The organism is Neobacillus paridis, from assembly GCF_016765675.1.
In the GTDB taxonomy this organism is placed as follows: domain Bacteria; phylum Bacillota; class Bacilli; order Bacillales; family Cytobacillaceae; genus Neobacillus; species Neobacillus paridis.
Map to the genome: position 1 here is coordinate 116,235 of NZ_JAESWB010000340.1, position 15,429 is coordinate 131,663.

At 43.2% G+C, this 15,429-nt stretch carries 17 protein-coding genes, 1 tRNA gene and 1 rRNA gene; 16 read left to right on the top strand and 3 right to left on the bottom strand.

Annotation, left to right across the window (positions count from 1 at the left end):
* Positions 1-148 precede the first annotated feature (148 nt).
* The 10 genes from JK635_RS20300 to JK635_RS20345 all read left to right on the top strand — a co-directional run bounded on the left by JK635_RS20300 (position 149) and on the right by JK635_RS20345 (position 9,288).
* Positions 149-1,342 carry a substrate-binding domain-containing protein gene (locus JK635_RS20300; protein WP_202655774.1) on the top strand — a complete coding sequence of 398 codons (1,194 nt, stop codon included), beginning with the start codon at positions 149-151 and terminating at the stop codon, positions 1,340-1,342.
* A 95-nt stretch (positions 1,343-1,437) separates the two neighbouring features.
* Positions 1,438-2,196 (top strand): ABC transporter ATP-binding protein, encoded by a 759-nt coding sequence (locus tag JK635_RS20305; RefSeq protein ID WP_202655747.1) that lies wholly within the window; start codon positions 1,438-1,440, stop codon positions 2,194-2,196.
* Positions 2,189-2,896 (top strand): ABC transporter ATP-binding protein, encoded by a 708-nt coding sequence (locus JK635_RS20310; RefSeq protein WP_202655748.1) that lies wholly within the window; start codon positions 2,189-2,191, stop codon positions 2,894-2,896. The genes JK635_RS20305 and JK635_RS20310 overlap by 8 nt, the downstream gene beginning before the upstream one ends.
* A 16-nt stretch (positions 2,897-2,912) precedes the next feature.
* A complete protein-coding gene (locus JK635_RS20315) occupies positions 2,913-3,773 on the top strand; it encodes a branched-chain amino acid ABC transporter permease (RefSeq protein WP_202655749.1) in 861 nt (286 codons plus the stop codon).
* A gap of 4 nt (positions 3,774-3,777) precedes the next feature.
* A complete protein-coding gene (locus JK635_RS20320) occupies positions 3,778-4,776 on the top strand; it encodes a branched-chain amino acid ABC transporter permease (RefSeq protein WP_202655750.1) in 999 nt (332 codons plus the stop codon).
* Between the two features lie 11 nt (positions 4,777-4,787).
* The gene (locus JK635_RS20325; protein ID WP_202655751.1) at positions 4,788-4,967 is read left to right on the top strand and encodes a hypothetical protein; all 180 of its coding nucleotides are present in this window, start codon (positions 4,788-4,790) and stop codon (positions 4,965-4,967) included.
* 11 nt (positions 4,968-4,978) lie between these two features.
* Positions 4,979-6,043, top strand: a complete 1,065-nt coding sequence (locus JK635_RS20330) for a 3-oxoacyl-ACP synthase (protein WP_202655752.1) — start codon at positions 4,979-4,981, stop codon at positions 6,041-6,043.
* The gene (gene phaZ / locus JK635_RS20335) at positions 6,015-6,893 is read left to right on the top strand and encodes an intracellular short-chain-length polyhydroxyalkanoate depolymerase (protein ID WP_235888260.1); all 879 of its coding nucleotides are present in this window, start codon (positions 6,015-6,017) and stop codon (positions 6,891-6,893) included. The genes JK635_RS20330 and phaZ overlap by 29 nt, the downstream gene beginning before the upstream one ends.
* A gap of 1 nt (position 6,894) precedes the next feature.
* A complete protein-coding gene (gene fabG, locus JK635_RS20340) occupies positions 6,895-7,635 on the top strand; it encodes a 3-oxoacyl-ACP reductase FabG (protein WP_202655753.1) in 741 nt (246 codons plus the stop codon).
* A gap of 153 nt (positions 7,636-7,788) precedes the next feature.
* On the top strand, positions 7,789-9,288 hold the full coding sequence (locus JK635_RS20345) for an acyl-CoA synthetase (RefSeq protein WP_202655754.1): 1,500 nt from the start codon (positions 7,789-7,791) through the stop codon (positions 9,286-9,288).
* A gap of 217 nt (positions 9,289-9,505) precedes the next feature.
* On the opposite strand, the gene JK635_RS20350 is transcribed toward JK635_RS20345, so the two are convergent.
* Positions 9,506-10,390, bottom strand: coding sequence for a selenium metabolism-associated LysR family transcriptional regulator (locus JK635_RS20350; protein ID WP_202655755.1), 885 nt, complete (start codon positions 10,388-10,390; stop codon positions 9,506-9,508).
* A gap of 131 nt (positions 10,391-10,521) precedes the next feature.
* Between JK635_RS20350 and JK635_RS20355 the strand changes: the two genes are divergently transcribed.
* The 5 genes from JK635_RS20355 (at position 10,522) to JK635_RS20375 (ending at position 13,638) form a co-directional block, all read left to right on the top strand.
* Complete coding sequence (locus tag JK635_RS20355) at positions 10,522-10,764, top strand: sulfurtransferase TusA family protein (protein WP_235888261.1); 243 nt, start codon at positions 10,522-10,524, stop codon at positions 10,762-10,764.
* 35 nt (positions 10,765-10,799) lie between these two features.
* A complete protein-coding gene (locus JK635_RS20360; RefSeq protein WP_202655756.1) occupies positions 10,800-11,162 on the top strand; it encodes a DsrE family protein in 363 nt (120 codons plus the stop codon).
* Positions 11,163-11,177: 15 nt separating this feature from the next.
* The gene (locus JK635_RS20365) at positions 11,178-11,891 is read left to right on the top strand and encodes a sulfurtransferase TusA family protein (RefSeq protein WP_202655757.1); all 714 of its coding nucleotides are present in this window, start codon (positions 11,178-11,180) and stop codon (positions 11,889-11,891) included.
* Positions 11,892-11,973: 82 nt separating this feature from the next.
* On the top strand, positions 11,974-13,143 hold the full coding sequence (locus JK635_RS20370) for a cobalamin-independent methionine synthase II family protein (RefSeq protein WP_202655758.1): 1,170 nt from the start codon (positions 11,974-11,976) through the stop codon (positions 13,141-13,143).
* 129 nt (positions 13,144-13,272) lie between these two features.
* Complete coding sequence (locus tag JK635_RS20375; RefSeq protein WP_202655759.1) at positions 13,273-13,638, top strand: SCP2 sterol-binding domain-containing protein; 366 nt, start codon at positions 13,273-13,275, stop codon at positions 13,636-13,638.
* A 39-nt stretch (positions 13,639-13,677) separates the two neighbouring features.
* On the opposite strand, the gene JK635_RS20380 is transcribed toward JK635_RS20375, so the two are convergent.
* Together JK635_RS20380 and JK635_RS20385 are read right to left on the bottom strand one after the other, a co-directional pair.
* The gene (locus JK635_RS20380) at positions 13,678-14,247 is read right to left on the bottom strand and encodes an RBBP9/YdeN family alpha/beta hydrolase (protein WP_202655760.1); all 570 of its coding nucleotides are present in this window, start codon (positions 14,245-14,247) and stop codon (positions 13,678-13,680) included.
* A gap of 245 nt (positions 14,248-14,492) precedes the next feature.
* Positions 14,493-14,565, bottom strand: a tRNA-Ala gene (locus JK635_RS20385).
* Between the two features lie 511 nt (positions 14,566-15,076).
* Here JK635_RS20385 and JK635_RS20390 point away from each other — a divergent pair.
* Positions 15,077-15,429: ribosomal RNA gene (locus JK635_RS20390) — 16S ribosomal RNA — on the top strand; the annotation flags it as partial.

The window sequence follows — 15,429 nt, forward strand, 5'->3', positions numbered from 1 at the left end:
CTGCCCGTAAAGGTCCGATTGGTTCAACTAACCATCAGTGGGGGATGAAGAAAACCCCCACTGATGGAAGTTTCACTTTATTGAAAAATTCAAAGGGGGAAAATGTGTGAAAAGGTTTCGTGGAAAATGGGTATTAGTAGGTTTACTGATGGTGGTAATGATGTTTGCCAGTGCCTGCAGCTCTGATAAATCTTCATCAGATTCGAAAGACAATGGAAAGAAAACGGCGAATAAAGAACCGATTAAGATTGGTGTCCTTGCTTCTAAAACAGGAGCTTTGGAATCTTACGGAAAACAAACATTAAGAGGCTTCGAGCTTGGACTTGAATATGCAACCGAAGGAAAAATGGAAGTGGCCGGCCGAAAAATTGAATTCATCGTCGAAGATACGGAAACAAAACCGGAAGTAGCCGTACAAAAAGCAACGAAGTTATTAGAGGAAGATAAGGTCGATTTTCTTGTTGGATCATCCAGTTCTGCCGATACATTAGCTGTGCTGCCGTTGGCGGAGGAGTATCAAAAGATCATGGTCGTGGAACCAGCCGCTGCTGATAGTATTACAGGTTCAGAGTTTAATAAGTATATTTTTCACTCCGCACGAAACTCATCTCAGGATGCGGTTGCCGGGGCTGCAGCCATTGCCAAAAAAGGCGTAAAAATTGCCACATTGGCACCGGATTACTCCTTTGGCCGTGATGGTGTCGCTGCTTTTAAAGAAGCTGCGGTCAAGCTTGGGGCAAAAATTGTCAAAGAAGAATATGCCGACCCGGCGGCAACAGACTTTACCTCGAATATTCAAAAAATCATCGATGCCAAACCTGACTATCTTTTTGTTGTGTGGGCGGGTGCCAACTCCCCATGGAAGCAAATTGCCGATATGAAGCTGCAGGAAAAAGGAATCAAAATTTCCACCGGTGCTCCTGATATTGCGGCATTATCGACGATGGAGCCGTTGGTCGGCATGGAAGGCTTCACTGTGTATTATCATGATCTGCCAAAAAATAAAATAAATGATTGGCTGGTTGAAGAACATAAGAAGCGTTTCAACGGCGAAGTACCTGATTTGTTTACTCCAGGCGGAATGAGTGCGGCCATTTCCATTGTGGAAGCAGTGAAGAAATCAAATGGTGATACAGATGCGGATACATTAATCAAAACGATGGAAGGCATGAGTTTTGAGACACCGAAGGGGACGATGACCTACCGTCCGGAAGATCACCAAGCGCTGCAAGCAATGTATGCGATTAAGCTGGAGAAAAAAGACGGTGTTTCCTATCCCGTACCGGTACTAATTAGGGAATTGTCACCTGAAGAAACGGCACCGCCAATTCGCAATAAATAAGAATGATTCAAGGGGAAATGACGGGGGTGAGACCAACTGTAGCGAGGTCCCCCCTCTTCCTAATTTCTAACGAAAAAACAACAGGTGGTGAAATCATGTCTACCCTTATCGAAACAAAGGACTTATCGATTACTTTTGGCGGTCATACGGCGGTTGATTCCGTCAGTGTCTCTGTACCGGAGAAGCATTTTAAATCGATTATCGGACCGAATGGAGCCGGAAAAACAACGTTTTTTAATCTTCTTAGCGGTCAATTAATGCCAACAAAAGGGCACATCTATTTTCGCGGCCGGGATATCACCAAATTGACATCGACGAACCGCACAAGGGCGGGGATTGGCCGCTCCTTTCAAATTACCAATGTGTTTCCCAATTTAACGGTGCTGGAAAATGTCAGATTAGCGGTCCAATCGCAGGCGGGAATTCGCTATCAGATGCTGCTGCATTATAAAAAGTATCGCCAATTTGAAGAAAAGGCTTTAGAGTGGCTCAAACTGGTGCTGTTAGACGATAAAAAAGATTCATTGGCCAGCAACCTGGCTCATGGGGAAAAGCGCAAACTGGAAATCGCCATGCTGCTGGCGCTGGAAACGGAAGTCCTTTTACTGGATGAACCGACGGCGGGAATGTCATTGGAGGAAGTTCCGGCGATATTAGAAGTCATTAAAAAAATTAAGGAACAGGGGAACCGGACGATTATCCTGATTGAGCACAAAATGGATATGATTTTGGATTTATCAGATTCCGTCATGGTGTTATTTAATGGAAGGCTTTTGGCAGATGGAACCCCTGAAGAAATTATGAAAAACGAGACCGTACAGTCGGCTTATTTAGGGGGGCAATTTGATGAATAAGCTGTTAACACTTGATCAGGTAGAAACTCATATTGGGCAATACCATATTCTCCAGGGTGTCTCATTTGAGGTCAAAAAAGGAGAAGTGACCGTCCTCTTGGGGAGAAATGGCGCCGGCAAAACGACAACACTAAGAACGATTATGGGACTTAATCAGGCCACAAAAGGAACGATTTCCTTTAAAGGGGAAGCGATTCAGACCTTGCCAACCTATACGATTGCCAAGAGAGGCATTGGCTATGTTCCTGAGGATCAAGGAATTTTTGCCGGGTTAACGGTGGAAGAAAATATGAGGGTGGCCATCCAAACGGAAAATGAGGAAACGGCGAAACGGATGGAATGGATTCTTAATTTATTTCCCGACCTGAAGAAGTTTTGGAAAAAGCCTGGAGGGCTGCTTAGCGGCGGGCAAAAACAAATGCTTGCGATTGCCAGGGCATATGTAAATGAAAATGAACTGCTGTTAATTGATGAACCGAGTAAAGGCTTGGCCCCGATTGTTGTTGAAAAAGTGATGGAATCAATTATCCAAATGAAGGATCAGACCACGATTGTATTGGTGGAACAAAATTTCATGATGGCAAGCTACATCGGTGATTGCTTCTACATTATTGACGACGGTCGGACCGTCAGTCATGGATCGATGAAGCAGTTAAAAGAGGATGAAGAAATGAAACGGAAATATCTGGGGATTGCCTAGGAAGGAGGACAGCTGGGTGGATTTGATTATCAACTTAACCATAAATGGACTGGCAACGGGGATGCTGATCTTTTTGCTGGCCGCCGGTCTTACCTTGATTTTCGGCTTGATGGATGTCCTGAACTTTGCACATGGCGGTTTGTTTGCCTGGGGTGCCTACAGCGGTCTTTGGATCTATTCACAAACCGGCAGTTTTCTGGCCGGGATTATCGGCGCCATCCTGACAGGCTTTATACTGGGAATCATAACCGAAAGGTGGATTATCAAACCGGTATATGGCAATCATGTTCAGCAGATTTTAATCACCCTTGGCCTGATGCTTGTCTTATCAGAAATGCTGAAGGTGATTTGGGGCCCGAATCAAATCATGGCGTCGCCTCCTGATTATTTGAAGGGGAGCTGGGAGCTTGGCAGCATCATTATTATCAAGTACCGTGCCTTTATCATTTTAGTCGGGCTGTTCATTTTTGCTGCGGTACAATTTGTTCTTAAAAGAACCAAAATCGGCCTGGTTGTTCGGGCGGGTGTGATGAATAAAGAAATGGTTCAATCGCTTGGAATTAATATCCAGAAGGTGTTTATGTTTGTGTTTATGATGGGTGCCGGAATGGCGGCACTCGGCGGTGTTCTTTTAGGACCTTATTCTGGTGTGATCCATGCCGGTATGGGAATGGAATTTGCAATTTTGGCATTCATTGTTGTGGTAATTGGGGGCATGGGAAATTTTAAAGGATCGGTGCTGGCCGCCATATTAGTAGGACTTTCCGGTTCGTTTATGGCGTATTATGTCCCTGACTTGTCTCTAGCAGTAAACATGCTCTTGATGGCGATTGTCCTGATTATTCGACCGCAGGGTTTATTTGGAGCAAAGGGGTGAGCATATGCGATTGATTGAGGGAAATAAGATGACAGCCGTCATCTTAATTGTGGCAGCTTTTCTGGTCCTTTTGCCATTTGTCTATGAATCAAGAAACCTATTTATTTTATTAACCCAGATCTTTGTCTTTTCGATTTTTGCGATGAGTTATGACTTGCTGCTTGGTTTTACCGGTATCGTATCCTTTGGACACGCGATGTTTTTCGGGATCGGCGCTTATTCGATTGGCATCTTTATGAAGCGGTTCGAACCAACGCTTGGGTATTTCCTTTTGGCAGTGTTGATGACGATTGCCCTCACCGCAATTGTCAGCTTTGTAGTCGGCTTGCTGACACTAAGGTTAAAAAGCCATTTCTATGCGATGTTAACTTTGTCGTTATCAGGGCTTTTCCTTGTATTAGCAGAAAAATGGAGGTCCATGACCTATGGAAATGATGGTTTTACCTTTCGAGTTCCGGAGCAATTCATTGACCGGACCCATTTTTACTGGCTTTGTCTGTTTTTGATGGTTGCTGTCTTTTTGCTTCTCAAGCGGTTTACCAATTCACCGCTCGGCCGGGTCATGCAGGCGATTAGGGAAAATGAACAGCGGACCGAATCATTAGGTTATCATGTCCTGCATTATAAAATAACGGCCAGTGTCGTTTCCGGCGTGCTCGCAGGGATTGCGGGGGTCTTGTACGCCGTCTCCTTAAGGTTTGTGAATACAAGTGTATTTACCATGGACATCACTCTTGATGCTTTATTGATGACAATTATTGGCGGTGTCGGGACATTAGTCGGTGCCATCATCGGAGCGGGAATCATTGAATTTGCCCACGATTGGCTGACAGCCCTGGCGAAGGAGCATGCCATTTTTGAACGCTGGATTATCTTTTTTGGGATTATCTACATCTTGGTTGTGATGTTTTTTCCGAAAGGCATTGTTGGAACATTAAGCTCCCTTTCCTGGAAAAAGAAAAAGCAGCATGCAGTGAAAAAAGAAGAAAAAATGGCGGGATGAATGTGGAGCTAATGGATAGCAATCAAATCGTGTCCTTTGTTGTTCGGTTTCAACTGGCAGCGGTAGAGAAGGAAACAGGCAGAAGACAATGGCGCATTAAGGTTACGCATGTACAGGAGGAACGGGAGACCTTATTTGAGTCGTTGGGCGAAGCGATGAACTATATCGCGAAGATGATTGAGGATGTTTAGAAGAGCAGGTGATGGTGTTGCATATTGGAATTGTAAGCACGGGGATCTATCTTCCTGAGGAATTTTTAACAGGAAAAAAGATTGCTGAACTGGCAGGACTCCCTGTTGCTGTTGTCGAAGAAAAAATGGGAATTAGGAAAAAGTATCTCCCTGGTGCCCAAGATCATACATGTCAGATGGGGATTATCGCAGCAAAAAAGGCCATTGCCAAGGCTGGAATCGACCCGTTGGAGATTGATCTCGTCATTTATATTGGCGAAGAACATAAGGAGTATCCGGTTTGGACAGCCGGGATTAAACTACAGGAAGAGGTAGGCGCGCTGAATGCCTGGGCCTTTGACGTTGCTTTAAGGTGCGGGACAACTGTTATGGCTCTGAAAGTCGCCAAAAGTATGATGCTGGCCGATCCATCTATCCGCACGGTCCTGCTTGCCGGCGGTTACCGCAACGTTGATTTCCTTGATTACGAAAATCCTAGATCCCGGTTCATGTTTAATCTTGGTGCCGGGGGCGGGGCCATTCTTTTGCAAAAGGATGTTGATAAAAATCTATTATTGGAAACAGAGATCATCACGGACGGTTCTTTTTCCGAGGATGTTGTCGTCGTTGCTGGCGGTACCAAAAATCCAATCACAAAAGAGGCGCTTGATCGACGCCTGAACAAGCTGGATGTGCTTGATCCTGAAGGGATGAAACAGCGCTTGGAGCAAAAGTCGATGGGTAATTTTTTAAAGGTGATTCGCGAATCACTAAGGAAAAGCGGCTATAGCGAAGCAGACCTGTCCTATTTAGCTATTCTTCACATGAAAAAATCGGCCCATGAATATGTATTAAAAGAACTAGGATTGTCCGAAGAGCAATCGATTTATCTGGAAGACTATGGACATATCGGACAAATTGATCAGATTTTGTCATTGGAGCTGGCATTGGAGCAAGGAAAAATCAAGGATGGAGATGTCGTCGTGTTGGTCAGTGCCGGTATTGGTTACGCTTGGGGAGCGACAACGATTAAATGGGGGAAGGGTGATGGAAATGGTGAATGTGTCCATGAAAAAAGTGCTTTTGCCGAATGGTGAAACTTTGACTTACCGTGAGAGGGAAGGCGGCGATATAAAGGTTTTACTCATCCATGGAAATATGACTTCATCGAAGCATTGGGACTTGGTACTGGAAAATATGGATGCAAAATATAAACTTTATGCTGTTGACCTGCGGGGCTTTGGCGGCTCCAGCTATCATAAGTTAATCATGTCGATCAAGGATTTTTCCGATGATGTGAAGCTGTTCGTCGACGAAATTGGCCTGAAGGATTTCGCTGCCGTCGGCTGGTCAACGGGCGGAGCAGTTGCGATGCAGTTTGCCGCAGATTATCCGGGGTACTGCAATAAGCTGATTTTGCTGGCATCGGAATCGACCCGCGGCTATCCGTTTGATGGGAAAATAAATGAAACCGATGAACCGCGGCGCTTTACCTCGCATGCTGAAATTAAACAAGACTTGATCCGCACCATTCCGGTACAAACTGCCTATGACACCAATGACACGCACCTTTTAAAATTGATTTGGAATTCCGTTATCTACACCCATAATCAACCCGCCCCGGAACGGTATGATGAATATGTTCAAGATATGCGGACACAAAGGAATCTGGCTGAAGTGCATCATGCCAATAATACCTTTAATATCAGCCATCATCATAACGGGCTTGTTGATGGGAACGGCAAAGTGGATTTAATTAACGTCCCAGTCCTTGTTTTGCAAGGGGACCGCGATATGGTGGTTATAAAAGAAATGACAAAGGAACTGCTGGAGGATTTAGGAGAAAAAGCCACATATGTAGAGCTAAAAAATTGCGGCCATTCACCGCTAGTGGATGATCTGCCGCAATTACTGAATGCAATGGATCAATTTTTGGAGGAAAGGTAAAATGAGATTACAAGATAAAGTGGCGATTATCACAGGAGCAGCCGGTGGAATTGGTTTCGCTGCTGCGGAAATATTTGCCCGTGAAGGCGCGAAGGTGGCAATGGCAGATTTTAATGTCGAGCAGGGTGAAGAACTAGCTCGCGGGCTCCAAGAAAAGGGCTATGATGTCAGCTTTTTTCAGGTAAATGTTGCCGACCGTGAAAGTGTCGATGAAATGGTTACCAACGTTCTTTCGGCCTATGGGAAAATCGATATTCTTGTCAATAATGCTGGTATTACCAGAGATGCAATGCTGGCGAAGCTGTCAACAGCCGATTTTCAAAAAGTGCTGGATGTCAATTTAACAGGTGTGTTCCACTGTACCCAGGCTGTACTGCCGGCAATGCTAGCAAATGGCCGCGGCAGAATTATCAATACATCATCAGTCTCCGGGGTCTATGGAAATGTCGGGCAAACGAATTATGCGGCAACGAAAGCCGGTGTCGTCGGGATGACGAAAACCTGGGCGAAGGAGCTGGGACGAAAAGGGATTAATGTCAATGCCGTTGCTCCGGGATTTATTGAAACTGGGATGACCGCAAAGGTGCCGGAAAAAGTGATGGCGCAAATGCTGCAAATGGTGCCTCTGGCACGCTTGGGAAAGCCGGAGGATATTGCCAACGCTTATCTCTTCCTTGCTTCCGATGAAGCAAACTATGTGAATGGAACGGTGCTCCACGTGGATGGCGGCATCATGATGTAAATCCATTTAATTCCATTTAATTCCATTTAATTTGTGCGAACGACCTCACGGGGTCGTTTTTTTGTTCTGCTTGCTGGCCTAGCTCAACTGTAACTGCGCTGTAACTAAAACTAAGTAAAATAGGTCCATCTAGTAGTGAAGGAGCGGTTATCGGTGAATTGGGAATTGGATTGGCTGGAACATCGGGCTAGATTATCCCCTCATAAGGATGCGATTATAGACGAAAGCACAAACATGACATGGACATTTAAGGACTTAAATAATCGGGCAAAATCAATTGCTGGCTGGCTTTGCCAGCGCGGCGTTAAGAAAGGGGATCGAGTAGCCCTCTTATCTCCAAACCATATCTGTTATTTTGATTTGCTGTTTGCCTGCGGAAAAATAGGTGCCATTCTGGTGCCGTTGAATTGGCGCTTATCTGTTCATGAAATAAAGGAAATTTTGGCGGATTGCACCCCTGGTTTAATTGGTATTCACCGCCAGTTCAAAGATAAATTTGCAGATCTGATTGATATTGAGTTGGACGTCTTCTTTATCGAAGCTACAGATTTTGAGGAAATGGTATATTTTTCAGGTAAAGAAAAATTTCTAGAAAGTATTTCTGAAGTCGACCCACTATTGATGATTTATACCGGTGGAACAACCGGGAAACCTAAGGGTGTGGTTTTAAGCCATCAAGCGGTATTCTGGAATGCTTTGAACACAATCGTAAGCTGGAGTTTGGCGGAGGATGATATAACGTTAAACTATATGCCAATGTTTCATACCGGGGGCCTAAATGCTTTATGTATTCCGATTTTGATGGTGGGCGGAACGGTGGTGATTGGCGAGTCCTTTAGTGGAAAAAAAGCAGTGCAATCGCTGAATCGCTACCGTTGCACCAATATCCTCCTTGTGCCAACGATGTATCATATGCTGATTCAAACGGAAGAATTTCAAAGAAGTACCTTCCCGCATATGAAAATCTTTTTATCGGGAGCAGCGCCTTGCCCTTATCAAATTTACGATGCTTTTCGAAAAAAAGGCCTGGCCTTTAAAGAGGGATATGGTCTTACCGAGGCGGGACCAAATAATTTTTATATTAGTCCGGAAGATGCATTAGTGAAACGCGGTTCTGTCGGCAAACCGATGTTGTTTAATTCAATTAAATTAGTCAAGCCGGATGGCAGTGAGACCGCACCGCATGAGGTTGGGGAGCTTTTAATAAAAGGAAAACATGGTTTTTCGTTTTATTGGAATCAGGACCAAACGACAGCAGAAACAATCAAAGACGGCTGGATTTATACCGGGGATTTAGCGAAAAAGGACGAAGAAGGCTTCTATTACATTGTTGGTCGAAAAAAGGATATGATTATTACTGGCGGAGAGAATGTCTATCCGCTTGAAATCGAACAATGGCTGGCTGAACACCCGGCGGTCGACGAAGTCGCTGTTCTTGGTTTACCCGATGATAAATGGGGCGAAATTGTCACTGCATTTATTGCCCCAAAACAGCCTGATTCTCTGACAGAGGAGGAATTACAGGACTATTGCTGTAAAAAGCTGGGACGCTATAAAATTCCAAAGCGAATTATTTTTGTCAATGAGCTTCCGAAAACCCATGTGGGGAAGATTGATAAGCAAAAATTAAAGGAAATCCATACCGTAAAATAATTGGAATCAGCTGCATACCATTTCGAAAAGCAGGAATGGATACAGCTGATTTTTTTCGAAAATTCCTTACACCTTGAGCAGGCAAAGCACGGGTATCGAGTGTTTGATACAAAGACGGAAGATTGTATTAAAGTGGTACTGAAACCATAAGATAATTGAAGATCTGTGCAAAAAAGGCTGAACCTAAGAAAGTTCAGCCTCATTTACTAACTGAAAACTAAGCCAAAATGGCAGCTTTTTCGATAAATAACTTTGATAAAATGGATTGTGTCTTGTTGACATTGTAAACAAGGTAAAAATATCGCTCATCATCGTATTCATTTATTTCGTGACATTTTAGCAGATTGCGATGGGCATATTCCTTTGCCGCAATTTCTGAAATAATTGCGATTCCAATCCCCTGCATGACAAACTGCATCAAGCTTTGCCCGGAATCGGTATAAGCGACGATATTTAAATCCTCTTTGGTCCTATTATTTTTCTTTAAAAATCGCTCAATCATGGCGTTTGTCCCGGAGTCTGTATTCCTCATAATAAAGGGGTACTTAAGCATGTCACGTATGCTGACTGGATCCTTTATTTCCATTTCGTTCGATGTGATGAGTACAAGCTTTTCTTTTAATAAAGGAATGTAATGAAGCTTATCACTGACATATTCATGACCGACAATTCCAATATCTCCGATTCCATTCAAAATTTTCTCCACAGCCGTTTTTGAAGAAGATTGGGTAATTTGAAAAATGGCGTTAGGGTATTGTTCTCGAAATGCCTTTACCATCTTAGGCAGCAAAAATTGACCGGGAACAGAACTTGCAGCAATTTGGATCACGCCGCGAAAATCATTCATGCCCTGTTTTAAATCAAGCAATGCCTGATCTTTGAGCAGCAAAAGTTTAAGTGCCCATTTATAGAGACGCTCCCCATATGGTGTGACAATTGTTTCCCTTCCAACCCGGTCAAACAGCTTAACGTCGAGCATTTTTTCCAAAGCTTGAATATGGGAGCTGACCGTTGACTGACTTAAGAAGACATCCTCTGCCGCTTTGGAAAAGCTCTTATGTTCAACCACTTTTGTGAAAACAAACAGCTGGTGTAAATCCATCGGAATTTTCTCCTTTTATATTCATATAATCGATTAATGATGATAGACAAAATAGATAAATTGAATTTATCTTAGTGTACCACTTTTTTATAATGAAATAATGGTAACAGATTTTTTAAAAGGGAGAGAAAATGATGGCACAGGACATTCAAGCAGATTTACTCTATGATGCCGGCCCTGCAGGCTGTGGGGAATTGATCATGAATTTGTTCCTAACGATGAAAAAAATGGAGAGCGGACAAATCATTCAGGTAATTTCCTATGATCCGGGCGCCAGGGAAGACATTCCCGCATGGTGCAGATTGCAGCATCATACTCTCCTTGACCGCCAGGACTTTGGCAAAATAAGTCATTATTATATTGAAAAAGGCTGAATCTGGCCTTAAAAAAATGTTTGGAGGAATGTATTATGGCTGGAAAATTTTTAGTGAGTGTGACCAATGCAAAAAATGATCCTGACAAAGCAACAGTTGCTTTTGTTGTTGCCAATGCTGCTGTCGCGTCAGGTCAGGAAACGGTTGTTTTTTTAAATGTAGAAGGCGCCTATCTGGCATCTAAAGGCTATGCCGATGACATCCACGAAGAGGGTTTTGCCCCGCTAAAACAATTAATGGATCAATTCGTCGAAGCCGGTGGAACACTTTGGGTCTGCAGCCCATGCTATAAAAAACGCGGCTTGGATGAGGAAAATCTTGTAGAAGGTGCCAAAATCGTTGGCGGTGCCAAATTAGTTGAGTTTTTAAGCCAAGGCGCCGCTTCGATTACTTACTAAAATAAGGTGATACAGATGCAAAATCCACATGCAGTTTGCGATGGCGGTGATTTGGATTGCGGTTCAGGCTTGTTATTAATTATTAAAAAAGCAATGGATCCGCTTGAGGACGGCCAAATTTTGGAGGTGCGCAGCAGGGAGCGAACCGTTGCCGAGGACCTGCCAGCCTGGTGTCGGATGGTTAACCATCAATTTCTCGGTTCAGAGCCTGGTGACAATACAACCCGCTACTTTATTGCCAAGGGTTCGGCTCAAAAAGAACTGGCTCAAGATTTACAAGCAGCGAAAGGTTATCAGTGGAGTGTCCGCGTTCAAGGTGGAAAAGACCTTTCTGCAAAGGTTTTTTCACGGAATCATCAATTCCTTGCCGGGCAGCCGGCTGATTTTAGTTCGAAGGTAAATGCGCCAAGTGCGATTGATTATTTACTTGCAGCCCTTGCCTCCTGTCTGACGGTGGGTTTTAAGGCCCAGGCCTCCCGCAGAAATATCGAAATTGATCACCTTGAACTTTCCTTAAAGGGCGGATTGGAAAACGTTTTGTATCATCTGGAGTTGGATGAGGAAGGCAGCCCAAGGATGGATCAACTCACCGGGACCTTTTATATCTCCTCTCCTGAAGAGGAAGCGGTTCTGGAGGAACTTTGGCGTAATACATTGGACCGTTCTCCTGTCTATCAAACTCTTAAACAAGCTGTACCAATTGAGATAAAGCTTTCAATTGTTTTTTAAAATTGTCAAATTCCTTGAAGCTTTAGATATGGGGTACGCTTATAAAGTTTTTAATTGTATCTTAACTGGGGGTAAACCAAATATGACATTACCTATTTTCCCCACCACGGTGATTGGCAGCTGGCCAAGGTCCACGGCAGTGAAAAAGGCGATGCGTGATAAGCGCGCCGGGAGAATAACGGAAGAAGAGTTTCAAGTCATTGCCGATCAGGCAATTTTGCAAATTTTAAAGTGGCAGGAAGAGGCGGGCATCGATATCGTCTCCGATGGCGAGCAGCGCCGTGATAATTTTATTTCCTTTGTTGCCGAGCATTTGAATAATGTTCGCATGCTGTCGGTATCGGAGCTGTTGGAATACGTCGAGGACAAAGCCAGTTTTGAAGAAATTCTTGGCACTCTCGATGTCCCTGCTTTTTCAATGTCCAATCCGGCAGCGGTTGGAACCATCAGCCGCAGAAAGCCGCTTGCCCTTGATGACTATTTATTTTTGAAAAAACATACCGATAAGGCTGTAAAGGTCGCCTTGCCGGGGCCTTATCTATTGACCAGGGCAATGTGGGTGGAAGGCTTATCAATCGATGCCTATCCAACAAAAGAGGATTTGGCCGTAGATATTGTGAAAGTCCTACGGGAGGAACTGGATGACTTGATTGCTGCAGGTGTTGAATTTGTGCAATTTGATGAGCCGGTTTTAACGGAACTTGTGTTCACACAGAAAAATGCCAATCGAACCTTTATGTGTGGTGCTTTGACAGCAAAAGCCGATGCCGAGGAGGAAATTGCCTTCGCTTTGGATTTAATGAATCAAGTAACCGACGGCAAGCTTGGCCGGGGCACGAGGATTGGCGTCCATGTTTGCCGCGGAAATTGGAGCACTCAGGAGCAGGTATTGCTGCGCGGCCCCTACTATCCGTTGGTCCCATACTTGTCTAAGGTTAAGGTGGATCAGTTGATCCTCGAATACGCTACTCCTCGAGCCGGTGAAATTGCTGCGATACGCGATTTCGGCGGCAAAGAAATCGGCTTTGGAGTTGTTAACCCACGGACTGAGACTGTAGAAACTGTCGATGAAATTATTGAACGCGTTCAGGAGGTCAGAAAGTTTTTACCTGATGAAAAAATCTTTTTAAATCCTGACTGCGGCTTTGGTACTTTCGCCCAGCGCCCAATGAACAGTGATGAAGTCGCTGTAGGAAAATTAAAGGTAATGGCGGCAGCGGCAAAGAAAATACGGGCAATGGTTCTTGCTTAAGATGGAGTGCCTGACACTTTTCTATCAGTGTCAGGCACTATTTTTAAGAAAATTCAAAATTTTTATTGCGTGATACGAATACGTATTAGTATCATAGTAATTGAAATAAGAATGCGAGGTGGAGTTAACGTGACAAAAGCGATTGAAGAGTATTCATTATCAGAACTGGTCGAAAAAATTACAGAAATTATTAACGAAAATCCTGAACCAATTCAAGGGTTTAACGCTGTTGTTCAATTTGAGGTTACAGATCAAGATCCCAGCACTTATCAATATTATTTTGAGGATAATACATTAAAGATTATGGCTGGAGTGGAAGCAGAGCCAAAAGTTACAATGCAATTGAATTATGATCATTTTAAAAAATTCCTCTTGGGAAAACTAAGCGGTGCAATGGCCTTAATGACTGGTAAAGTAAAAGTAAAAGGAGATATAACAGTTGCATTAAAAATTGAAAATATTTTAGGTAAATATAATTTTAAAAACCTTTTATAATAGTTCAACAGGCTGTTGAGAAGAACCTCAACAGCTTTTTTAGACAGTAATTGCCTTTTTTTCCTCCAGACATTGCTCCAAAATCCATGGCCATTTTCCATGTCCTGACCCGGTATTAATGTGACCCATATTTGGAAAAGTGATCGATGGAAGCCCGATATTTTTATATAAAAGGGAATCTTCCAAGCTGCAATAGGGATCATTGGAAGAATGAACGAATAACGTCTGATTTGCAGCAATGGTCAGCGGTCTTTTATCAAGAGGCACAGGGAAAAAAGATTTTGCCTCAGCCAGGATTACCCTTGGTGAGGGCGGCGCCACCAGAATTGCACGATCAGCAATACTTTTGTTCAGCTTTGCTGCATAATGAAGCCAAAGAATACATCCCAAGCTATGAGTAATAACGGTTAATGGGCGATTTTTAGGTATAGCGTCAAGGGCGGAGGCTAGTTCTCCGATCCATTTATCTTTTTTAGGTGAATGAAAGTTGGAAAAGACAGGATAGGAAACATCATAATTTCGGGCTGTCAATTCTTGTACCAGCCAAGTCTGCCAATGATCATGACCACTTCCGTTTAAACCATGAATAATAAGAAAATGGTTTTGCATTAGGACTACCTCCTCATAAAGTATATTATTCCGATTAATAAACTAGGTTTTATGTGAATTATATTCTTTTAGAATGAAAAAGGCAATAGGTAAAGACAAAGTGGAAATGATTTTTAATACCGCTAAATTTGGCGGGAATTTAGAGAGTATACGGCCAGAATTGCAGAAACGGGTGAATTATATAAAGGAGTAAAATAAAATGGAGACTAAACAAAAAACTCTTGCTATGCAAGAGTTTTAAATAATGGAGACTAGGGGGATCGAACCCCTGACCTCTTGCATGCCATGCAAGCGCTCTCCCAGCTGAGCTAAGCCCCCGATATGAAGTACATGAGTTATTATATCCTCAATTTATATTACTTGCAAGAGAAAATTTAAGAAAAAAATTTCCAATTAAATTAGCAAGTTAAATTAATAAAAATGAAGAAAACAGATTTATTTGAGAGAAGAAATCGTAACACACATATATGAATTGGATTCATTTTAATATTATAATGAACTGAACCGAGAAATTTAAAAATCATATTGCAAACATTTTTAGATCATGCTATATTAAATTTCGCCCTCTTCAAGCGATGTAAACAACGAAATAGACTTTGAAAAAAGTTGTTGACACCATGAAGAGAGATATGATAAATTATAAGAGTCGCTTTTGAGTGATTGAGAAAAAATGCTGAATAAGAAAAATTATTCCATTGATAGTACTCTTTCACTGAAATGATTTGATTGTTCTTTGAAAACTAAACAAACAAAAACGTCAACATAGAAAAAATTCATTTCTAACGAAATGAAGCCAACGTTAAATTTTATGAGCTATATCAACTTAACTTCATTGGAGAGTTTGATCCTGGCTCAGGACGAACGCTGGCGGCGTGCCTAATACATGCAAGTCGAGCGAATCAAGAGGAGCTTGCTCCTCGAGGTTAGCGGCGGACGGGTGAGTAACACGTGGGCAACCTGCCTGTAAGACTGGGATAACTTCGGGAAACCGGAGCTAATACCGGATGATTCTTATCTACACATGTAGATAAGCTAAAAGACGGCGCAAGCTGTCGCTTACAGATGGGCCCGCGGCGCATTAGCTAGTTGGTGAGGTAACGGCTCACCAAGGCGACGATGCGTAGCCGACCTGAGAGGGTGATCGGCCACACTGGGACTGAGACACGGCCCAGACTCCTACGG